The organism is Bacillus sp. AFS055030 (assembly GCF_002574545.1).
GTDB lineage: Bacteria > Bacillota > Bacilli > Bacillales > Bacillaceae_G > Gottfriedia.
Window position 1 is genome coordinate 53,982 of sequence record NZ_NUGT01000028.1, and the last position, 21,260, is coordinate 75,241.

At 31.8% G+C, this 21,260-nt stretch carries 22 protein-coding genes and 1 riboswitch; of the genes, 14 read left to right on the forward strand and 8 right to left on the reverse strand.

Going from position 1 to position 21,260, the window contains the following annotated elements:
* Positions 1-18: 18 nt before the first annotated feature.
* A complete protein-coding gene (locus tag CN925_RS12355; RefSeq protein WP_098846523.1) occupies positions 19-2,433 on the forward strand; it encodes a right-handed parallel beta-helix repeat-containing protein in 2,415 nt (804 codons plus the stop codon).
* A gap of 119 nt (positions 2,434-2,552) precedes the next feature.
* Here CN925_RS12355 and CN925_RS12360 read toward each other — a convergent pair whose 3' ends face one another.
* From CN925_RS12360 to CN925_RS12385, 6 genes are all read right to left on the reverse strand, one after another.
* On the reverse strand, positions 2,553-3,545 hold the full coding sequence (locus CN925_RS12360) for a nucleotidyltransferase domain-containing protein (protein ID WP_098846524.1): 993 nt from the start codon (positions 3,543-3,545) through the stop codon (positions 2,553-2,555).
* Between the two features lie 41 nt (positions 3,546-3,586).
* Positions 3,587-5,410 (reverse strand): ABC transporter ATP-binding protein, encoded by a 1,824-nt coding sequence (locus CN925_RS12365; protein ID WP_098846525.1) that lies wholly within the window; start codon positions 5,408-5,410, stop codon positions 3,587-3,589.
* 27 nt (positions 5,411-5,437) lie between these two features.
* Positions 5,438-5,881 carry a S24/S26 family peptidase gene (locus CN925_RS12370; protein ID WP_098846526.1) on the reverse strand — a complete coding sequence of 148 codons (444 nt, stop codon included), beginning with the start codon at positions 5,879-5,881 and terminating at the stop codon, positions 5,438-5,440.
* Positions 5,871-6,140 carry a PqqD family protein gene (locus tag CN925_RS12375; protein WP_098846527.1) on the reverse strand — a complete coding sequence of 90 codons (270 nt, stop codon included), beginning with the start codon at positions 6,138-6,140 and terminating at the stop codon, positions 5,871-5,873. Before CN925_RS12375 ends, CN925_RS12370 begins: the two co-directional genes overlap by 11 nt.
* Positions 6,140-6,925 carry a hypothetical protein gene (locus CN925_RS12380; protein ID WP_098846528.1) on the reverse strand — a complete coding sequence of 262 codons (786 nt, stop codon included), beginning with the start codon at positions 6,923-6,925 and terminating at the stop codon, positions 6,140-6,142. The genes CN925_RS12375 and CN925_RS12380 overlap by 1 nt, the downstream gene beginning before the upstream one ends.
* Before the next feature lie 75 nt (positions 6,926-7,000).
* Positions 7,001-7,228, reverse strand: coding sequence for a hypothetical protein (locus CN925_RS12385; RefSeq protein ID WP_098846529.1), 228 nt, complete (start codon positions 7,226-7,228; stop codon positions 7,001-7,003).
* A 524-nt stretch (positions 7,229-7,752) separates the two neighbouring features.
* On the opposite strand from CN925_RS12385, the gene CN925_RS12390 reads away from it, so the two are divergent.
* The 13 genes from CN925_RS12390 (at position 7,753) to CN925_RS12445 (ending at position 20,394) form a co-directional block, all read left to right on the forward strand.
* Complete coding sequence (locus tag CN925_RS12390) at positions 7,753-9,684, forward strand: lasso peptide isopeptide bond-forming cyclase (RefSeq protein WP_098846530.1); 1,932 nt, start codon at positions 7,753-7,755, stop codon at positions 9,682-9,684.
* Between the two features lie 15 nt (positions 9,685-9,699).
* Positions 9,700-9,825: a paeninodin family lasso peptide gene (locus tag CN925_RS21075; protein ID WP_142339227.1), complete on the forward strand. Its 126-nt coding sequence runs from the start codon at positions 9,700-9,702 to the stop codon at positions 9,823-9,825.
* Between the two features lie 106 nt (positions 9,826-9,931).
* Positions 9,932-10,864 (forward strand): aldolase, encoded by a 933-nt coding sequence (locus CN925_RS12395; RefSeq protein WP_098846531.1) that lies wholly within the window; start codon positions 9,932-9,934, stop codon positions 10,862-10,864.
* Entirely contained in the window at positions 10,861-11,166 is a 306-nt protein-coding gene (locus tag CN925_RS12400) for a lasso peptide biosynthesis PqqD family chaperone (RefSeq protein ID WP_098846532.1), read from the forward strand. Before CN925_RS12395 ends, CN925_RS12400 begins: the two co-directional genes overlap by 4 nt.
* 35 nt (positions 11,167-11,201) lie before the next feature.
* Positions 11,202-11,684 carry a lasso peptide biosynthesis B2 protein gene (locus tag CN925_RS12405; RefSeq protein ID WP_098846533.1) on the forward strand — a complete coding sequence of 161 codons (483 nt, stop codon included), beginning with the start codon at positions 11,202-11,204 and terminating at the stop codon, positions 11,682-11,684.
* Positions 11,677-12,879, forward strand: coding sequence for a nucleotidyltransferase domain-containing protein (locus tag CN925_RS12410; RefSeq protein ID WP_098846545.1), 1,203 nt, complete (start codon positions 11,677-11,679; stop codon positions 12,877-12,879). Before CN925_RS12405 ends, CN925_RS12410 begins: the two co-directional genes overlap by 8 nt.
* On the forward strand, positions 12,876-14,672 hold the full coding sequence (locus CN925_RS12415; RefSeq protein WP_098846534.1) for an ABC transporter ATP-binding protein: 1,797 nt from the start codon (positions 12,876-12,878) through the stop codon (positions 14,670-14,672). The genes CN925_RS12410 and CN925_RS12415 overlap by 4 nt, the downstream gene beginning before the upstream one ends.
* Positions 14,673-14,729: 57 nt before the next feature.
* Entirely contained in the window at positions 14,730-15,743 is a 1,014-nt protein-coding gene (locus tag CN925_RS12420; RefSeq protein WP_180232945.1) for a metallophosphoesterase, read from the forward strand.
* Between the two features lie 70 nt (positions 15,744-15,813).
* On the forward strand, positions 15,814-16,722 hold the full coding sequence (locus CN925_RS12425) for an LCP family glycopolymer transferase (protein ID WP_098846536.1): 909 nt from the start codon (positions 15,814-15,816) through the stop codon (positions 16,720-16,722).
* Between the two features lie 518 nt (positions 16,723-17,240).
* On the forward strand, positions 17,241-18,011 hold the full coding sequence (locus tag CN925_RS12430) for a hypothetical protein (RefSeq protein ID WP_098846537.1): 771 nt from the start codon (positions 17,241-17,243) through the stop codon (positions 18,009-18,011).
* A gap of 45 nt (positions 18,012-18,056) precedes the next feature.
* Positions 18,057-18,632, forward strand: a complete 576-nt coding sequence (locus CN925_RS12435; RefSeq protein WP_098846538.1) for a hypothetical protein — start codon at positions 18,057-18,059, stop codon at positions 18,630-18,632.
* Positions 18,632-19,186, forward strand: coding sequence for a signal peptidase I (gene lepB / locus CN925_RS12440; RefSeq protein ID WP_098846539.1), 555 nt, complete (start codon positions 18,632-18,634; stop codon positions 19,184-19,186). Before CN925_RS12435 ends, lepB begins: the two co-directional genes overlap by 1 nt.
* 26 nt (positions 19,187-19,212) lie before the next feature.
* Complete coding sequence (locus tag CN925_RS12445; RefSeq protein ID WP_098846540.1) at positions 19,213-20,394, forward strand: hypothetical protein; 1,182 nt, start codon at positions 19,213-19,215, stop codon at positions 20,392-20,394.
* 98 nt (positions 20,395-20,492) lie between these two features.
* Here the strand turns inward: CN925_RS12445 and CN925_RS12450 are convergent, their stop codons facing one another.
* The gene (locus tag CN925_RS12450) at positions 20,493-20,813 is read right to left on the reverse strand and encodes a helix-turn-helix domain-containing protein (RefSeq protein ID WP_098846541.1); all 321 of its coding nucleotides are present in this window, start codon (positions 20,811-20,813) and stop codon (positions 20,493-20,495) included.
* Between the two features lie 62 nt (positions 20,814-20,875).
* The gene (locus CN925_RS21330) at positions 20,876-21,013 is read right to left on the reverse strand and encodes a hypothetical protein (RefSeq protein ID WP_180232946.1); all 138 of its coding nucleotides are present in this window, start codon (positions 21,011-21,013) and stop codon (positions 20,876-20,878) included.
* A gap of 35 nt (positions 21,014-21,048) precedes the next feature.
* Positions 21,049-21,179, reverse strand: a riboswitch (cyclic di-GMP riboswitch).
* Positions 21,180-21,260: the final 81 nt, after the last annotated feature.

Consider the following 21,260-nt stretch of genomic DNA (forward strand, 5'->3'; position numbering starts at 1 on the left):
AAGAGGTGTAATTTAAAAATGGCAATTAATGCTAAGCTTGGAGACCTTGATGATTTAGATTTCGCTACAAAGGTTCCCTCTGAAAATGATGTGTTGACATACGATAGTTCTAAATCAAAATGGATTCCAAAAACACCTGTTTTTCCTGATATAAAAAACTATTCAAGTTCATATGTAATAGAATTAGCTAAATGGAATATTAAAAATGATGGGACTAATGCTTCCTCTACAACAAAAGGAATAAATGATGCATTAGTCTGGGCAAAATCACATGGGTTTAATCATATAGTACTCCCAAATGGGATATATAAGTTAATCATTGATAGTACATCATTTTCATGTATTGTCATGCAAAGTGGTATACATTTTGAAATGATGGATGATTGTGTATTGGAACTGGAGACTAATTCTTCACCATGGTATAGAGTATTCCAAATGAAAGGGGTAAAGAATGCAAAAATTACCGGTGGGAAAATTATTGGTGATAAAAAAACTCATATATATCAATTAGATGTAAAGTTTGTAAGGGGAGGAATTAATACTGATGGTTCATTTAATGATAACCCTAATTTTATACGAAGTGAAATTATTGATAGATATGATAATCCAGGACTATTAAAAGCATTTAGATTGTGGGCTATTCCAGGTATTTCAAATACTGGGTATAGTTTTTATCAATATAAAAATAGTGTATCTAATAGCACTTTAGTAGGTTCTAGGACGAATGGTCAATTTGCACCAGCGGCTTCAACAGGTAGAGGGTGGTTTGATGTGATAGAGAACTGTAATAAGATGGTATTCGTAATCAATATTACATCTTCACCTTTAACTGATTCTCAAATTGCTCAAATAAATGCAAAAGTTGATAGTCAAAATTATACACATGAATGGGGGCACGGTATAGAAATAGCAGGCTCAAACAATATTGAAATAGAAAATATTGAAATAAAAGATTGCACTGGTGATGCAATTTTAACTAGCTGGCTAGAGCATAAATCTAATTCTACTGATTATACTCAAGAGGACATGGGATCAAAAATTAAAATACAAGGCTGCAACTTACACAATTGCCGAAGACAGGGGATATCACTAACGGGGTCAAACGATGTGTGTATTTTAAATAATAAAATACACCAAATTGGATATGCTGATGACGGTGTGACAATAGATGGAACTGCACCAATGTTTGGGATAGATATTGAATCTATGTGGTCTGAAAGTAATATACCAACATGGCGGCCAGAACTAAATCAACCTGGATTAGAATTAAACACAAGGATTTATATTTGTAACAACCACATTTTAAATAACGCTAAAGGTCACTTTGTAAATGCTGATGGTATTTATGTAACGTTAGAAAACAACATATTTGAAGGGTATAATGTAGGAGGGATAAGTTCTTATCCGAATAACTGGTATGTAAAATACCTAGAAAATACTTTCATTAGTTGTGAACTATGGGTTGAAGGTGACAATATTGTTAATGGTGCCTTATTTGATAAAGGTAATATAAAATTAATTGATGTAAAAGGTGCAGTGATCAATAACTGTAAGATTAAAAATGGATTATTCTATGGTTCAAGTGTTTACGGATATTTTGGAACACCTACTGTAGATATTGCCACAGGAACATTCACTTATAATGTTGCACATGGAATGGGGAATGGTGCAAAGATATGTTTTGAACAATGGGTTGGAAAGGTTCCTTCGGGTATTAGTATAGATAAACTTTATTATACTACTAATGTTACATCAAATAGTTTTAAAGTGTCAGAAACGCAAGGTGGGACACCGGTTGTAATAACAGATGCAGGTGTAACAGGATTTAATATTAGTAGATACGATTATGGAAGTTGTAGCATTTCTAATATTTACGTTGAAAGAGATTGGAGAAATAATAATACTTTAACGGATGGATTTTCTATTATTTTGACCGGCGGTGTTGTTAAGAATATAACAGTAAAAAACTATGAAGTAGGCATCCGCTCTCCTCAAAATTATGTTGGACGACCTATATCAGTAGACGGATTAACAGTAATAGAAGGTGGAGTAAACTTAGAAAGTTGCAATTTAAGTAATGGTAAATTTCTAAGAGCTAAAACTGGAATAATTGGGGGAGATATTAATTTAGGATCTAACGATGTGAAATATACTAGAAAAATAATATTGGACAATTGTCTATTTCAAAATGTTGGTATAAATTACAACGGTAATGTTTTAAATAATCGAAGTACATTTTTTAACACTATTATTAGAAAAATTGATAATAATGCAACGTCTACCATTAGCAATAGTTATTTAGAAAACAGTAGTATAAGCTTACACTGGTTAACCAAAGTAAAAGCTTTTACGATAGTAAGAAATATTTTTAATAATGTAGTTACTGATACAAATTCAAGTACTGTATTAATAGAAAACTTAAATTTAACTTAACTACACGATAATAACAGACTTAATATATCTCTACTAATCTAAAACTGAGTAATGAAGCTAAGGAATATCTTAATTCCTTAGCTTATTTAAATGATTTAAATTAAGGTGATTATATCTTCTTAATTAGATTGAAATACAAAATTACGAACTTCTAAAAAAGAATGTCCAATCTTATCATAACTAAAAAATTGATAATCAATAAAATCGACATACTTACTTAGCCTTCTATTTTTAGGGTACCTAATATTATCAAACCTCCAATAAGTAGTAGATCTTTTAAGTTTTAACTCCTTAATATTATCAAGTTCAGGAAACAAACCATAAACAATAGACAGTGTACGAAGCATTCTCTTCAGTGTCTCATGTGAAGCAGCATCTTGAAACAATTTCTCATAATCTACCTTTTCGCCTAATATATAGATCAGTTGCATAATATCAAGAAAATACTTTAAAGAATCTAAATTATGTCTCCAACCATGTAAACAAATCATATAAAATGTATGATATTCTGATAGCTCATATATATAATTATAGTTTTGCAATGGTTGTGCATTATTCCAAAAGTCTTCTATATCTATACTCGAAGTATCCTCCCTCATAATATTCCAATGTATTTCTACTGTTAATGGGATCGGAGAATTTGGCAACCTCTTACTAAAACTACAGTGAAAATGAGATGGAATAGGATCTTGATCAATAATAAATCCAAGTGATTTTATTAGTTCAATAGCCTGGTTAATATTATTTGGCTTAATTAATATATCTATATCAGATGTCGGTCTGGCTCCTATATTTTCAAAGTATTTTTCCGCAAATGTTACACCTTTTAAAGGAATTGTTATGATCCCACTTTTATCAAATAAAGATGCAATTTTTTCCCATTCGTTTTTAATAAAAATATTTTGATATAACACTTTTGTGTAGTTCTTTTTAAGGCTTTCTTGGAAAAAAAGTGGTGTTTGTTCAAGTAAATTATGTTTTTTCAATAGATAATAGATTTGTCCAGAAATTGAAAAAAATTCAATGTCTTCTAGTAGTTGTTCATAAGATATTGATTCAATAGGTAGCGTTGGTGTCTGGCTATATATTGACTTTAACAATTTTATTATCAAGGTAATTCCCTCGTTTCAATAGTGAAATACAAAATGTTGATTTAAACTTGAGCTTTCATTTTTAATGTGTTTTTTTCACTAGGCTTTTGTTTAATTTTTGTACCGTGCAGTTTGCGGTATTGTCCCTCTACTGAAATAAGTTCATGATGTTTACCAATTTGAACTATTTTTCCGTTTTCAATGACAACAATCATATCAGCGTTTTCAATTGTTGAGAGCCTATGTGCAATGACGAGAGTTGTACGGTTGAGTTTTAAAAAGTCGAGTGATTCTTTTACTTCTCTTTCTGTTTCGTTATCAAGGGCAGAAGTTGCCTCGTCGAGCAATAGGATAGGAGCATTTTTTAAAATAGCACGTGCAATTGCTAGTCGCTGTTTTTGTCCTCCAGATAATTTTATTCCTCTTTCACCGATTTCGGTGTCGTATCCATCAGGGAGGGAGATGATATATTCGTGAATTTTACTTATAGTTGCAGCATCGATCATTTCTTTTTCAGTAATATTTGGACGTGCTAATAGTAAATTTTCTCGTATTGTACCTCCGAATAAGAAGGTTTCTTGCGGGACATGAGCCATAAGACTTCTTATCTCTGAGAGGGTATGATTCTCAATTGATATGTCATTGATTGCAACAGTTCCAAACTGTGGCTGATAAAGCCCTTGCAGAAGATTAAATATCGTTGTTTTTCCTGCTCCACTTGAACCTACTAAAGCAGTTACTTTTCCAACAGGAATTTGTAAGGTGAAATCTCTAAGCACCTTAATATCCTCGTTGTATCCAAATGTAACATTTTGAAATTCAATCGAATGAATGTTGTGTTTAGGTACTGAATAGGATGCTAACTTTGCCGATTCTGTAGGTGAATCTATTATTTTCGAAATCCTCTCTAATGCTGTAGCAGCTCTTTGAAAGCTCGCCCATTGCCCTGCTAAACCAGTTAATGGGTAAACTAAATGATCAACTAGATTGATATAAGATAATAACGAACCAACTGTTAACATTTTTTGAGAGACAAAATAAGCTCCTAAACATAAGCTAATTAAAAATGTTATAGCGCTGGCTGCCCGACTGCCAGAAATAAACCATCCACGTAGTTTTGTATTTTTAAGTTCTAGTGCGAACAGTTCTTCATTTTGTTTGACATATTTTTTATACATGAGTTTTTCTAGAGTAAAGGAGCGGATCATGGTGAATCCATGAAATGTTTCACTTAATAAATTATTAGTACTACCTATTAAATCGTGTATCATTCGACTATTATTTCGTAACAATATTCCAAAAAGAGCACTAATAAAAATAGCAATAGGTGCAAATACAATGCTTATTAGACATAATTTCCAATTGATATTAAATAAAAAAATAAAAACAGCAATATAAACGAAAGGTAATCTAATTAAATTAATTAAGCTACTACCGATTACACCATCGATACTGTATACATCATTTGTAAAATGAGAGATTAAATCCCCAGTACGAAGATTGGAAATATTTTTTGTAGGAAGTCGTAAAACATGCTTAAACAGCATAGCTTTAAAATCTCGTTTTACGCCACTTGTTGAGATTGTTTCCAAATAAATATTGTAATAGGTTGAAATGAGGCTCAAAATAATAAGTCCAAAACCAGTTGGAATAAGCCATTTCAGTTTGTTTAGCTCACCTTGTACTGCAGCGTCTGTGATTTTCCCAAAAAACCAAGCATATGCTAGCATTAAACAGATATCAATTACTAATAAGAAAAGAAGACCCATATAGGCCCTTCTGTGGTTTAAAATATATGGACTTAGTAATTTGAAACTTCTTCTAATATCTTCAACTGAAAAATACTTGTTTAAGTCTAAACGTTTCTTTAAGGGTTGAAAGTTCATAAAAACACTCCATAAGTAGACAAATCATTAAGAGATCTTGATTTTGTCTAAATAGATTCTAAATAAACGAGATAGAATAGGAAAACGAAGGACTAGATACCCATACAATTTAGAAAAATCGTTTCTATTCTTTATTCCTCGGTCATGTATATATTCTAGTTTTCCAATGATCTGACTTTCACTTACTATTTCGTCAAATCCAAGGTTTGAATCTCCTTTAAAAAGAAAAGACTTTTTATCATGATTAATAAATGTTTTATGTAATCTGTGAGCAACTAGCTGGCCATTTGTATTATAAAATAATACAATTTCTCCTGTTTTTAAAAGGGTAGGCTTTTTTTCAATAAACCTACATATATCTCCTTCTTGAATATAGGGGAACATACTCTTACCTAATGCCGGCAAATCGATCCAACCTTTTTTACTCATGGTACTTTTAATGAGAGCTACAATTTCTTGATTAGCTTGCATAATTGATTAAATTTAATGTTAATAATTCAGATAGAAAATGGTGAATATCTTCTTCTACTGATTCGTTTACTTCCTCGTATTCTTGTTTTATAGCTTGTACAAGTGTATCTATACTTTGTGGTTGCTTTAATAATGACCAGCAAAATCCACCAATTTCATTAATTTTCGTAACAGTGAATTTGTCAGTATTTAAAATAATCCATTCATTATCAAAGTTAGTCGTTACATCGTATTGTTCGTTTCGAATATATTTATCCATTAAGAAATCAACTCCCAGAATGTATTGTTTTTTTGAAAATAAAGATTATAAATTGGAACTTTGATTATTAATGTTTCAAGAAGCTTTACAATCTTTTTTGTTTCAGATGGATCATGTGCCCAGTAAAAAATTTTATCCATTAATTGTAAGAAACCATCTGCTTTATTTATTTGGACTCTATTATTTTCGAGGGATTGGTGTAATAATTGTACACTTGCCAAAGAACTGCTTTTTATTAATCCCGTTGATTTAATTTCACTTCGGAACGGAGAGTCATATACAGTTATTTCATTTTGTGTAATTTTAACAAGGGTAGCTTCATCCGAAAGTAGCATTCTTGGATGAGATAACTTTGCTGCCGTTGACTTACCTGCTCCGGATTGTCCTGCAAAAATATGTGCTCTTTCATTTTCAATTGCACAAGAAGAATGGATCAGTAACCCCCAGTTATGGTAAACAATATAAGAACTATATAGATTTGTTAATGCATGCTTTAGTGCTAATTTATTATGAACATAAATAGTAGCTACCTTATATTCCTCATCTGTTTCAATTAAATAATCAGCTCTTTGAAAGTAAATTTTTTTTTGTTCTTTTGTAATTTTTATATTGTAATCCACAAACGGTACTCCGTAACCTTTTTTAATATGAATTCTTATATGGGGTTTTTGGTCATGAAGTGAGAGTAAATAATCATTCTCATTAAAAATTGAAGTAGCAAATTCTATATTATTACTAGTTATTTGAATTAAGTGTTCGCCTATAAGTGCATGAATTGTATCCATTGATAGTCTCCTTGTAGTAAATTAACTAGTAGCTTAATTAAGAGAGCCAAATAAAAATGACTCTCCTAACCTTGTTTAAGGCTTCCCGTGGCCATGACCATTCCCGTGACCAGGAGTTCCTGCTCCGCCTGGAGTAGTGTTCGGATTACCTGGAGGGAAGTTAATTCCACCGTTTCCATGACCTGGATGATCTTGATTACCTTTGCCAGGATTCCAGCTTTGAGCTGTTTCAAATCTTACCTGTTGGTGATCCAAGATACTAGGTCTCTGGTAAACTTTAGCCTCAGTCTTTGTGCTATTCATAAAAGCACTCCAATCATAAAAAAATGGTATTACAATGTTCATTATAAAGAACGAGCGATGGTAAGTAAATATAATAATAACAATTTTCAGATATTAATATTGTCAGTTGAAATTTAAATTTGCTAAAGATATTTAAAAATAAATCTTGATTTTTTGAGCATTTTTAGATTTAAAGTTATTGGCCTATTATCAATCTTAGGTGAATATAATTAGAAGTGGATTTGGTAATTTTGAATTAGGGAATTCCTTTTATATGGGATTAAAAACAAATAATTAGTCTTGAATTGTCGAAATATTATGTATTTTATAACGCTCTATCAATTGACATGATAAAATGTTCAAGGTAAAATTTAAGTACGTTCTTTATACAGAACAATTGTAGAGATACAATAGTAAACTCAAGGTTTCTAAAATTATTTATATAAGTTCGTTATTAAGAATAATTTGGTATATATATCAATACGCCGAGATGATTCGGATCTTTAATAGCTGTAAAATCATTGTATTGAAAACTGGGGGAGAACATGAGTGCAATAACTGGTATTATTCATTTTACTAACGAGCCTGTCTCTATTGAACATGGTAATGGATTATTGAAGGCTCTAGAAAAATATCCTGCAGATGATGTTCAAGTATGGCATAAAGAAAATGTTCTCTTTGGCTGTCACTCTCAGTGGATCACACCTGAGTCCATTGGTGAGCAATTACCCTATTATGATTATAATAGAGGATTAACGATTACAGCCGATGCAATTATTGATAATCGAGAGGAATTATTTGAAAGATTAAATATAAATGAAAATTATAGAAAGACGTTGCCTGACAGTCAGTTGATATTATTGGCGTACGAAAAGTGGGGAGAGGACTCACCCAAATATTTAATAGGAGACTTTGCTTTTATAATTTGGGATGAACGTAAACGTTTACTGTTTGGAGCAAGAGATTTTTCTGGTAGTAGAACACTTTACTATTATAACAATCAACGACAATTTGCTTTTTGTACGATTATGAATCCTTTATTTACTTTGCCGTATATTGAAAAAAAATTAAATGAGCAGTGGTTAGCTGAATTCATTGCGATTCCTGGTAACTTTGAATCTGTTAACACTTCTTCGACTGTCTATAATTTAATAAGACAGATACCCCCATCTCACACAATCAAAATTAAGGATGGAAAAGAAACTCTTACTCGATATTGTAAATTTGAAAGTAGTGAAAAATTAAAACTAAAGTCAGATCATGAGTATGAAGAAGCATTTAGAGAAGTGTATCATAATGCAGTAAAGGCGCGTTTGCGAACTCACAGACAGGTTGGTGCTCATCTAAGTGGAGGACTTGATTCAGGTTCAGTTGTAGGTTTTGCAGCAAGAGATTTACAAAAAGAACAAAAACAACTTTATACATATAGTTATGTTCCAGTAGATGGATTTATAGACTGGACATATAAAAATAGGATTGCGGATGAAAGACCTTATATTCAGTCGACTGTACAACATATAGGAAATATAAATGACCATTATTTGGACTTTGCAGAACGAAACCCTTTAACTGAAGTTGATGATTGGCTCGATGTTTTAGAAATGCCATACAAGTTTTTCGAAAACACATTTTGGTTAAGAGGGATCTATGAGAAGGCTCAGCAAAACGGAGTAGGTGTTCTTTTAAACGGACAACGAGGGAATTGGACCGTATCTTGGGGGCCAGTTTTGGATTACCAAGCTATGCTACTAAAAAAGTTGAACTGGATTCAGTTTTTCAAAGAACTCCATTTATATAGCAAAAACTTGGGAGTAAAAAAATCAAGAGTTTTCTCTGTAGTTAGGAAAAAAGCATTTCCAGCTTTGAATCGTTTAACTACTAATGAAGATTATTTTCCTATCATAATTAATCCGCAATTTGCAAAAGAAAACGGTGTTCTTGAAACACTACAAGAGCATGGAATTGATATGAAGGGATATTCTACCTTAAATGCATATGACATGAGAAAGGAACAATTTGATAAATTGTACTACTGGAGTATTAATGGTACTTATGGAACAAAATTGTCCTTACGTCATTCTTTATGGGACCGTGATCCAACAAATGATTTACGTGTAATAAAATTTTGCTTAGCTGTTCCTGAAGAACAATATGTTCAAAATGGTCTGGATCGATCGTTAATTAGAAGGTCAACTAAAACTTTACTTCCCGATAAAGTTAGGTTGAACCAACGTGTTAGAGGAGTTCAAGGGGCAGATGGGGTGCACCGGATGGCATCTTTCTGGCAGCAATTTATAGATGAACTTAGACAACTTTGTAAGGATTCTATTGCTTCCGATATTTTTAATATAGAGGTTCTTAAGAAATCAATTGAAAAAATTGAAGGTAATCCTCGTCCAGAATTTGTATTTGATTTAGACTTTAGATTTTTAATGCGTAGTCTAATTGTTTACCGATTTATTAAAAATGTCATTTGAAAGGGGGTGAAACAGATGAAAAAAGAGTGGAAAAAACCAGAATTAGAAGTTCTTGATATTAATATGACAATGGCTGGTCCAGGTCATAAAATTCCTGATGCAGTGCAGCCAGATCCAGATGATCCAGTAAAATATAGTTAAATTATGAAATTATAGTTAATAATATTTTTCAATTGCCCTTATATGTTAATACATATGAGGGTTTATTAAATCATTTTATTTTTACATATTGTGTGGAGTGATGAATGTGATAAACATTAAAAATAAAATCCTTTACCGAGCATTTGGAATGAAAATAAGATCTGAGATACCTCTACCGGAGCTTACTCCGTCAAATCAAAAAGAAGAAAAAGGAGATATTACAGTCGAAATTGTAGATTTATCTTTAAAATGGAATGAGGTAGGTGCTCCTCGAAATAAATTTATTGTTAAAGAACAATTTGTAATGTTTGAAGTTCCTGATACGGCCATTTTTTTGATCCAGGATGGAGAGAAAATTTATATTTCCCCTTTTGTTGAAGCCGAAGAAGCTAAAATACGACTTTATATTCTTGGTACATGTATTGGTGCAATTTTATTGCAGAGGAAAGTGTTACCACTACATGGAAGTGCAATTGCCATCAATGGAAAAGCATATGCCTTTGTAGGTGATTCAGGTGCTGGAAAATCAACACTTGCTTCATCATTTTTAAGTAAAGGTTACAAACTTCTTAGTGATGATGTGATTGCAGTATCACTTAAAGAAGACAATATGCCTTATGTTTTACCATCATATCCGCAACAAAAACTATGGAAAGAGAGTCTCAATGAATTTGGGATAGAATCGAAAAATTACCAGCCTTTGTTTGAAAGAGAAACTAAGTATGCAGTGCCAGTACCTTCTCATTTTTACTCTAGTCCACTACCTCTTGGGGGTATTTTTGAGCTAGTTAAAACAGAAAATGAACAAATAGAATTAGTTCCACTAGAAAAGCTCCAAAGTTTGCGTACATTATTTTTTCATACATTCAGGCATACATTTATCCAAAGATTAGGATTAACAAATTGGCACTTTATACACTCCACAAATATCCTAAATGAAATAAGTGTTTATCAATTAAAGCGTCCAATTTCAAAATTTACAGCTCATGAACTTGTTTCGCTAACGTTAGATCAAATCATTAAGGAGGAGAATCAATGATTAAAACAAGTAAAATTTCATTAAAGAGTCAGATCGTACAAAATGAAGGTAATATTGTTAGTGATATGGATGGAGAAAAGGTAATGTTGAACGTACAAAATGGAAAATATTATAACTTGGGTGAAATAGGTGGGGTAGTATGGAGTTTTCTTGAGGAACCAATTACGATCTCTGGGTTAATTAAAGCTCTTATTTCAGAGTACGAGATAGAAGAAAGGGAATGTGAGGAACAAATAGTTTCTTTTTTAGACCATTTACTATCTGAAAAATTGATTAGTATTTTAGATGATTCTAATTGTTGATATTTAACTTCTTTATTAAAGGTAGGAAGTAACTCATGGCGATTATTAATAGATTAAGATTATTTTTATCTATGGATCTAAAAAATAAGCTTTTATTCGTTGAAGCCTATGTTTGGTTAGGATGGGGAAGATTTTTGAAAGGTAAGCAATTCGCAAAAGTTGCTCCATCATTAGGTAGCCGAATGGCTGAAACATCAGTCAATTATCAGGAAGAAAATAAACAAATTATAAGAAGTATATCTAGTGCATTAAATATAATGAGCAAATATACGTTTTGGGAAAGCAAATGTCTCGTAAAGGCAATAGCAGGTATGAAGATGCTAGAAAGGCGTGAAATAAGTAGTACTCTCTATTTAGGAACTGCAAAAGATGAAGATGGAAAACTGATTGCCCATGCTTGGCTAAGAAGTGGCCCCTTCTATGTTACAGGCTCAGAAGGTATGGAGAAATTTACAGTGGTTGGAAAATTCGCGAAAGTATTAAATGAGGAATATACAAATGGAGAAAACAATGAGTAAAAATTTCAACTTGGACTTATCTCGTATCCCTAAAGAATTGATCTTACTGCTTGAATTTTTAAAGATAGATGATTGTAATAGCTTATTATTAAATAATGATAGGCTTATAAAAAATATTGATTGGAATAAATTTCTTGATTTGGCACAACATCATCGTGTGTACTCAGTTATTTATCCAAAGTTAAAGGTCATGAATGAATCTATTGTTCCAACCTATGTTATTCAAACACTTAAACACCAATTTCAAAAAAATACATTCCAAATGCTTCACTTAAGCGCAGAGATGGAAAAGGTAAGTAGACTTTTTTCTGTAAATGATATTCGAGTACTTTTTCTAAAAGGACCGGTACTTGCTACAGAACTGTATGGAGATATCTCTTTAAGAACGTCAAGTGACTTAGACATTCTAATTCCAATAAAGGATTTAGATCGAGCAGAACAAGTTTTAATAGAAGAAGGTTTCGAAAAAGATGAGTATATCAAAACGGTACTGAATGACTGGAAGTGGAGGCATCATCATATAACATACTTTCATCCAAAAAAGAGAATTAAATTAGAAGTACATTGGAGACTGAACCCTGGACCTAGAAAGGAACCGAGTTTTAATGATTTGTGGAAAAGAAAAAGGAAGAGTTCAATTACGAAGTTTCCTATTTATATTTTAGGAAGTGAAGATCTGTTTTTATTTTTAATTTCACATGGTGCACGTCATGGTTGGTCTCGCCTTAGATGGTTATTGGATATTCATCAAATAATGACTAAACCGATTAATTGGGAACATATAAGTATTTTATTAAAAAGATATCAATGCTTTCATATCGGAGGACAAGCAATTTTATTATCCTCTCATTTATTAAATACTCCTGTTATTAAAGAAAATGAACAATATATAAGTAGTAACTTAGTTAGGAATTTAGCTCAAGATACTATTTATTATTTAGAAAATATGATTAATTTACATACAGATCCAGTGCCAGAGGATGTATCTAAGTATCACGAACGTCATTTATTTTCATTAATGTCATTCGAACAAAAGGTACTATTTACCCTAAGCTTTTTATATCCATATCCTGAAGATGCGGAATTATTACCACTACCAAAATATTTACATCTATTATATTTTCCTTTACGTCCTTTCTTATGGGTATGGAGAAAAACAAGGAAACTTGTATCCATAGGAGGATTTAATAAATGAAAGATATATTTTATTTTTTGAAACAAATTTATTCATTTACTGGGAAAATCTTATATTTTAACCTTTTGGCTATGTCATTCATTGGGTTGTTAGAAGGATTAGGTATGCTTTTGTTAATCCCAATCATTAATATGAGTGGATTGGTAAATCTAAATAGTTTAAACGGGGGATATTCAGGATTATTAAAATTTCTAAAATATATCCCATTCCCACTAAACTTAGTAAATATTTTATTGATATATGTTTTACTTATTATTAGTCAGAACCTTATTCAACGGAAAATATCAATTCGTAATGTGTTAATTCAGGAGCGTTTTTTGAGGCATTTGAGAATTGAGACTTACACTAAGCTACTACACTCAAATTGGAATTTTTTTATCAAAAATAGGAAGTCAGATCTAATAAATATTGTTCTTGCAGAAGTTGTGCGCGCTAGTAATGGAACAAATTCATTTTTGCAATTTATGTCATCATTAATTTTGACAACTATACAAGTTATTCTTGCATTTTGGCTATCACCAAATATTACACTCTTTGTTATATTATTTGGGTTAATTCTTATTTTCTTTAATCGGAATTTTCTCAAAAGATCATTAACATTAGGGAACAGAAATTTTGAATTAGCCAAAAACTACTTCGCAGGTATTAATGATCAGGTGAATGGAATAAAAGATATTAAAAGTAATAGTCTCGAACAATCAAGACTCGAATGGTTTGGAAAAATTACGCAAGATATGCAGAATGAACAAGTGGAATATACTAAATTAAAGTCAACTTCACAATTATATTATAAAGTTGCTTCTGCTATTTTAATTGCAACTTTTATTTTTATTGGAGTAAAACTATTTAAAGCTCAAGCGGGACAACTTATGTTAATTACAGTCATCTTTTCGAGGTTATGGCCTAGGGTTGCGGGTATTCAGGCTTCAATGGAACAAATAGCAACAAATCTGCCTTCATTTAAAGCTGTAAAAGCTTTTCAAAATGAATGTGACGTTGCGAAAGAATTTGAATCGAAATCAGAACAAATTGTTAAAGCCATTTCTTTAAAGAAAGAAATTGAATGCCGTAATGTATATTTTCGATATAATTCAAATGAAAAGTTACAAGCACTTCAAGATATTAGTTTAATTATACCTACAAATCAGATGACAGCTTTTGTAGGAAGATCGGGTGCCGGAAAAAGTACGCTGGTTGATATTTTAATGGGCCTAAATCAACCTGAAAAAGGTGAAGTATTAATAGATGGAATTCCGTTAATAAAAGAGCATTTACCATCACTTAGAAATGCTATTAGTTATGTGCCTCAAGATCCATATTTATTTAATACTACTATTAGAGATAACTTATTGTTAGTCAATCCAAATGCAAGTGAAGAACAAATGTGGGAGGCTTTGGAATTTGCCTCAGCTGCTGAATTTATTAATAGACTCCCAAATAAATTAGATACATTGATTGGTGATCGCGGCATTAGACTTTCAGGGGGGGAAAGACAGAGATTAGTGTTAGCTCGAGCTATTCTTAGAAATCCATCGATCCTTGTACTTGATGAAGCTACAAGTTCGCTTGATACTGAAAGTGAGGCAAGGATACAAGAAGCAATAGAACGCTTAAAAGGAAAAATGACGATTATCGTCATTGCTCATCGATTATCAACAATACGAAATGCTGATCAAGTTGTTGTTCTAGAGCAAGGTAAAGTAATTCAAAAAGGTGAATTTAATCAACTAGCTTCAGAAAAGAAAAGCATCTTTAGTAATCTACTACGGAATCAATGGGAAGCTAGTCTATGATAAACACTCATTTAATATGTAGTGTTTTTCTTATTTTATTATATGGAGAGGATGGGTTTGAAAAAGGCAAAACATACATTTTTAATCGTTATGTTAGTAACCATTATTCTATTAGTTACCTATACATATTGGCATAATAGCCATATCAAAATTGTAAAACAGGATATTATTATTAATCACCTACCTAAAGAACTTGAAGGATATAAAATTCTCCAAATTACAGATTTGCACAATAAAGAGTTTGGTAAAAATCAAAATCGCTTGATTAAATCTATTAATTCAATTGATTACGATTCAATTGTTTTCACAGGAGACATGGTTTTTAATAAAGAAATTAAAAACTATAAGCCTTTTTATGATCTATTAGCTGGGATTCGAAATAAAGAGAACGCTATTTATGTACCCGGTAATGAAGATCCTGAGGCATATTATGTTAATTCAAAAGGTGACTTGGTAAAAAGTAAGTTTATAAAAGAAATTGAAAAACGAGGTGTCAAATTTTTAGAGTCTGTTTATTCTGTGAAAAAAAACAATTCCTCTATAAACTTTGTCGATTTTGAGGTGTCGATTCTAAATCCAGCTCTAGATTATAAACCCACTAATGGAATTTTTTCACCAGATTATATGGGAACAGTACAGTATGCTAATCATCGTGAAAAATTGCTAGGAGAGATTTCTAGTATTGATCATTTAAAAAACAATGACATCTTAATAGCGCTTAATCATTTTCCTGTTGTCGATGCGCGTATTGATACACTATTAAATAATCAAAATTTAAAGTTTAAAGACAGGAAGTATGATTTAATTATTGCCGGACATTATCATGGTGGCCAAATTCGATTCCCTTTAATTGGAGCTCTGTTTGTACCAGAAGCATGGTATAAAAGAAATGGTCTGTTTCCACCACAAAATCGGGTAAGAGGACTATGGGAATACAAACATACGAAACAATATGTTAGTACAGGTTTAGGAAGTAGTGAAGCAATTCCAGGGCTAAAATTCCGATTATTTAATCCACCAGAAATTAATGTATTGACATTAAAAAGCAGTAAAAAAAATAGCAGCAATTAATCCTCATTTACAAGAGTACATAAAGCTAGCTTAATAATGTAAACCAATTTACATAAAAGGAGTAATTCTAATGAGCTGGAAAAAAGTAATGTTACGCATTGGTTTAGCAGTACTAGGTTTAGTGGTAATTGTCGGAGCAACTGGATTCTATATCTACCACCAAGTTGAAAACACGACAAGTACAATATACCAGTCTATAGAGAAGACAAGAAAAAGAAATACACCATTAAATATGAAGGAAAAAGATCCATTCTCAGTATTACTCCTAGGAGTAGACAAACGGCCTGGTGATAAGGGACGCTCTGATTCACTAATGGTCATAACAGTAAATCCTACAAAACATACGACGAAAATTATTAGTATTCCGCGCGATACTCGTACTGAAATAGTTGGGAAAAATCGTACTGATAAGATTAATCATGCATTTGCATTCGGTGGTATACAGATGAGTGTAAATACTGTGGAGAAATTTTTAAACATACCGATTGATTATTATTTAGAGGTCAATATGGAGGGATTTAAGGATATTGTGGATGCAATTGGCGGAGTAGAGATCATGAATACGCTAGATTTTACAAATGACGGTTTTCACTTTGAAAAGGGATTATTGTCTTTAAATGGAGAAAAGGCGTTAAGTTTCTCGAGAATGCGTTACGAGGATCCACAAGGTGATTTTGGACGAGAAGCTAGGCAACGTCAAATTATTCAGGAAGTCATTAATAAAGGAACAAAAATTAAAAGTTTAGTTAGTTATAAGGATATATTGAATTCGATAAGTAAAAATCTGGAAACTAATTTAACGTTAGATGAAATGTTCGATATTCAGAAAAGTTACCGTAGTGCTACTGTCAATGTTGAGCAACAGCAATTAGAAGGTAGTGGAAAAATGATCAAGGGTATCTACTATTATTTAGTACCAGAAGAAAATCGTTTAGCACTCTCAAATGAGCTACGTGATCAGTTGGGATTAACACAATAAGCGTGAATTATTAAAAACACCGATTTGTAATATGGTTCAACTATATTACAAATCGGTGTTTTTTTGTTTTGTTTTAACTAATGAATAAGATTTGAACTTGAAAGATTATTCCTCTGTGGTTTCTACAAGTTTCTACATACTGATTCAACCGCAAACTTGTAGGCTACTAAAGACCTAGTACTTAATCCTAGTTTTTCCGTTTAAACAAGAAAAAAAATAGAGAATGAACAGTATTTATATTTATTCGATTTCGTATTTTATATGTAAAAAGTACTACCTAATAGAGTTATAGTTAGCAAAGTTCTGTTTTGACAACAGAAAATAACAAATAGAGACAATATCCGTCAAAAATAGATTTAATAAAACAATATTTACGTCGTTTTATGTCTAAATAACACTTTTCATAAGGTTTTAACTCAATTGTTAGATTATTTAGCCTTTTGTATAGTTAAAATGTATACGTTCTCATGGAAGAACAAAATACAAACTATATATACAATTTAGGGAGAGAGAAAGAAATGAAAAAGGTTAAGAGTAAAGTTGTAATTGGGATCGTATCTGCTGGTTTAGTTATTTCTGGAGGAATTGCATTTGCAAGTACTAATGCGGGTGAGTTATTAACGAATTGGGCTAATTCTAAAACTTCTGATGCAAAAACAGAGCTTTCTTCATCATATGATTCAAAATATAATTCTTCAGTTGCAGATATGAAAACTGATGTAAATAATTACAAAGTTGATGCTGCAAACACGATTGAAGCAGTAGGAGACGCTCAAACAAAGTTGGCAAATCAACAAATTAGTGCGGCTTTAAATGAGCATATTGCTGCAATTTCTGAAGCTATGGCAGCTTTAAACATGAGCATTCCTGCTGATTTTGCTAACTATGTTTCAACAACAAATGGTAAAACAACTTCTGATTTAAATGCATTAGCAGATACATTAAATAGTAGCTTTAATGCACAGCTTTCAGCGGTTGCTAAAAGTGCGGATTCAAAACTTCAATCTAATTTAAATTCTTCTCGTACAACGGCTGTGAACACTTTAACACAAAAAATTCAAGATGCTAAAGCTGAAATAACTACATTAATTAACACTCAAGCATCTGATTCTGAAAAAGCTGTTTTAGAACACTTATCTTCTGAAATTGATCGTATTGAAGCTTCATTAAAATCTGAAATTGATACGCAAAAAGAAGCAGCATTTAAAACGCTAGAAGATACACAATCAAAAACTACTAATGATGCTATTAAAGATATGCAAGATTTAGTGGACGCGATTAATAAATAAGATATAAAAGTTTGTTTTTTTCATGTAGTCATTAGGGGGTAAATTATGCAGAATCGTATTGAAAAAACGGAAAAACAAACATGGGTCTCCAAAAAAATTAAAAAGCTTTTAATTGGATCTGTTACGTTAAGTGGTAGTTTGCTCATCGCAACGACGTTTTCATTTGCAGATACAAATTTACCGGCAGCAATGACTGCATGGACAAGCCAACAAACTAAGCAAGCAAGTGATTATATTATTGGAATGACGGAAGCAGAATCTACTAAGCAAAAAGCACGTTTAATTCAAGAAGTGCAAAAGAAGGCGAAAGAATCTGCTGATGAAATACAAAAATATGCAACACAAAAAAGCTTAGAATCACAAAGAGAGCTTCAGAAGTATGGAGATCAATTGATTAAACAAATTGATAGTAAGAACGAAAAGGATGTACAAGAAGCAAAAGAAAGAATTGATGAAATTATACAAAACGCTCAGGAACAAGCAAAAGAGGAAATTAAACAGCAAGTTCCTAAGGTAAACTCAAATAACGGAAATAAATCCAATGAAACATCTAACTCGGAAAATGGTGATTCACAAAATAAAAACAGCCAAGAACGGTCTAACGAGGAAGGTCAACAGTAATGAATGCTTCTAAAATTGAAGAACAAAACGTAAAAACTTTTAGTCAGTCATTCTTTGAATGGATGAGATTCTTTTTAATTTTAAGTGTTCTTTTAGTTGTTTTACTAAACACAGTTGGACTTACTAAAGTTAGTGGATATTCAATGTATCCTACTTTAAACGATAGGGATATAGTCTTTGTGAATAAATTAGCTCGTTTTACGCACGATCCTGAACTTGGAGATGTTGCGATTATGAAATTAAGAGCTGAGGGATTTGATGTTGTAAAACGAATAATTGGAGTGCCTGGGGACACGGTTTTTATAAAGGATGGAATTATTTATGTGAATAATCAACCGGTTCCAGAAATCTCTACAAATGGCATTTCTGAAGATATGGAAAAAATAACGGTTCCTAAAAACAAAGTATTTGTTGTTGGTGATAATCGAGAGCCGGGAATAAGCTTTGATAGCCGAAGTAAAGATTTTGGATTTATACCTATTAATGATATTAAGGGTTATGTTCTTGTTTCAATATTACCTATTCATAAAATTGCGAAACCACTTAAAGTGTAATCTGTCTAATGGAGGCACGAAAGATAATGGAAAAAAAGTCAATGAAAAAGAAAATTGCAGTTGGAATACTGGCTGCTGGAATCCTAACAACTTCTAGTTTAGCATTTGCATCTACAAATGCTGGGGAGTTATTTACAAATTATGCAGCTCAATTATTAAATGATGCGAAGTCATCTGTTAGTAGCACATTAGGCTCAAAAACTTCAGATATGATTGGGGCATTAAAAAATAAATTAAATGCATATGCTTCTGATACAGAAAATGTCGTTAATAATAAACAAGGCGAGTTAGAACAAGCTGGTGTTAATAAAATTAACAATCAATCAGATGAGCATATTAACGCAATCAACAGTGCTTTACCTGGAATTAATCAAAATACTACCGACCAATTTTCACAGCTAGTAGCACAATTAAATGCTCAAACTACTGCTGGGGTTGAAGGGGAAGTTAACGGATTAAAACCTGACTTTAGTTCAGAAGTATCAAATGGGCAACAAAAAATTAATGCTGAGCAAGCTAAAGCGCTTAATGATTTAGAAGAGGCAATTAATGCTGCTAAAGTAACTTTAGGGCAGCTAATTGATTTACAAAAACAAACAGCTGATCAACAAGTAAAAACTTATTTACAAGATCAAATTAACAAAATAACACAAATTATCAATGACGCAACAAGTGATCTAGAATTCAAAAAATCGAAAGCATTAGCTACTAAGGCAACAAATATAAAAAATGATACTATTAATGATTTAAATTCTTTAGCTAACGGATTATATACTCCACAAAATAGTTATCTAGCGGACTTTGAAAGTACAAGTTCACCATTTTCAATTGCTGGTGATTGGGAAAGAATTAATTCAAAAGTAGATGGAAAAACTGACTATTATTTAATTAGCAATAATATTTCTAATAACAGTTCTTCAACTGCTGAAGTGACAATAGATGTACCGGATAACGCATATAACGCATCCTTATCTTTTGATTATTTAGTTCTTTCGCAACTAAATAAAGATATCTTAACGATTTCATTAGATGGCAATGTACTAGTTAGCGAATCAGGTACAGGTAACAATTGGACAAATAAAAAACTTACGATTCAACCAGGTAAACACGTGTTAAAACTTACGTATTCAAAAGATAAATCTGGTAGCGCAAGCAAAGATGCTGGTTATATCGATAATATATCTTTAAAATACGATTTACGTAAATAAATGAGAAGAAGGGCACTCTTATGTTTGAAGAGCGCCCTTCTTAATTTTTGTCGGAAAAAAACCTTCAACTTAAAATGGAAACATTTTAAGTTGAAGGTTTATTTGCCTTGCTTATACTTATTAAACTCAATAAATTTTAATAATTCATCTTTTGGTATACCTGAATTAATCGCTTCTTGAAGGATATCCATCCATTCAGAATCAATAATTTTCGATGGATCAATATCATCTTTCAGGAGGCTTTCTGCCGTTGTATTGAAGACACCAGCAATTTTTTCAAGTACTTGAATTGAAGGATTGCTTTGTAGATTTCGTTCAATCGAACTTATGTAGGATTTTGCGATACCAGCACGTTCTGCAAGCTCTGTAAGTGACATTCCATGTTGTAAACGTAGTTTTTTAATTCGTTCTCCAATCATATAAGCTACTCCATATCTTTTTGACTATTACAAAAAGTATATCATAGTAGGAAGTAGTTCTCCTAGTTTTGACATGAATCTTTAACGCAATTGTAAAGAAATGCCCGCACATCATCAGGACTTATGCCTACTTCAATGCATTCTAGTAGTAAGTCGATCCAGTTTAATTCGGCAGAATGGTTTTCCAATTCACTGTACATGAATAATAGCCTCCTAAAATTAAGGTATAAAATACCTAGGTAACCCTGCTTTCTTAGTTCGTTTAATAGTTAAAAAATACAGTGAACTAGTGCTTTTTCTCTATATTTACAACTAAGATCAGTGGCTTTGCGTCCCAATCTCTCAATTGGTTTGCCTTTTTCTAGAGAGAGTTTCGGTTGATTTGTTATAATTTTTAAAAAATTTATATAATAATTATATAATGAATCAATTACATAGTTTGTAGGG

Excerpts from the sequence above, each read along its gene's own strand:
- CN925_RS12430 (WP_098846537.1), top strand. The coding sequence starts at position 17,241 with ATGAAAAAGGTTAAGAGTAAAGTTGTAATTGGGATCGTATCTGCTGGT.
- CN925_RS12385 (WP_098846529.1), bottom strand. The coding sequence starts at position 7,228 with ATGAATAGCACAAAGACTGAGGCTAAAGTTTACCAGAGACCTAGTATC.
- CN925_RS12390 (WP_098846530.1), top strand. The coding sequence starts at position 7,753 with ATGAGTGCAATAACTGGTATTATTCATTTTACTAACGAGCCTGTCTCT.
- CN925_RS12355 (WP_098846523.1), top strand. The coding sequence starts at position 19 with ATGGCAATTAATGCTAAGCTTGGAGACCTTGATGATTTAGATTTCGCT.
- CN925_RS12375 (WP_098846527.1), bottom strand. The coding sequence starts at position 6,140 with ATGGATAAATATATTCGAAACGAACAATACGATGTAACGACTAACTTT.
- CN925_RS12450 (WP_098846541.1), bottom strand. The coding sequence starts at position 20,813 with ATGATTGGAGAACGAATTAAAAAACTACGTTTACAACATGGAATGTCA.
- CN925_RS21075 (WP_142339227.1), top strand. The coding sequence starts at position 9,700 with ATGAAAAAAGAGTGGAAAAAACCAGAATTAGAAGTTCTTGATATTAAT.
- CN925_RS12435 (WP_098846538.1), top strand. The coding sequence starts at position 18,057 with ATGCAGAATCGTATTGAAAAAACGGAAAAACAAACATGGGTCTCCAAA.
- CN925_RS21330 (WP_180232946.1), bottom strand. The coding sequence starts at position 21,013 with ATGTACAGTGAATTGGAAAACCATTCTGCCGAATTAAACTGGATCGAC.
- lepB (WP_098846539.1), top strand. The coding sequence starts at position 18,632 with ATGAATGCTTCTAAAATTGAAGAACAAAACGTAAAAACTTTTAGTCAG.
- CN925_RS12410 (WP_098846545.1), top strand. The coding sequence starts at position 11,677 with ATGAGTAAAAATTTCAACTTGGACTTATCTCGTATCCCTAAAGAATTG.
- CN925_RS12445 (WP_098846540.1), top strand. The coding sequence starts at position 19,213 with ATGGAAAAAAAGTCAATGAAAAAGAAAATTGCAGTTGGAATACTGGCT.
- CN925_RS12380 (WP_098846528.1), bottom strand. The coding sequence starts at position 6,925 with ATGGATACAATTCATGCACTTATAGGCGAACACTTAATTCAAATAACT.
- CN925_RS12370 (WP_098846526.1), bottom strand. The coding sequence starts at position 5,881 with ATGCAAGCTAATCAAGAAATTGTAGCTCTCATTAAAAGTACCATGAGT.
- CN925_RS12365 (WP_098846525.1), bottom strand. The coding sequence starts at position 5,410 with ATGAACTTTCAACCCTTAAAGAAACGTTTAGACTTAAACAAGTATTTT.
- CN925_RS12400 (WP_098846532.1), top strand. The coding sequence starts at position 10,861 with ATGATTAAAACAAGTAAAATTTCATTAAAGAGTCAGATCGTACAAAAT.
- CN925_RS12425 (WP_098846536.1), top strand. The coding sequence starts at position 15,814 with ATGAGCTGGAAAAAAGTAATGTTACGCATTGGTTTAGCAGTACTAGGT.
- CN925_RS12405 (WP_098846533.1), top strand. The coding sequence starts at position 11,202 with ATGGCGATTATTAATAGATTAAGATTATTTTTATCTATGGATCTAAAA.
- CN925_RS12415 (WP_098846534.1), top strand. The coding sequence starts at position 12,876 with ATGAAAGATATATTTTATTTTTTGAAACAAATTTATTCATTTACTGGG.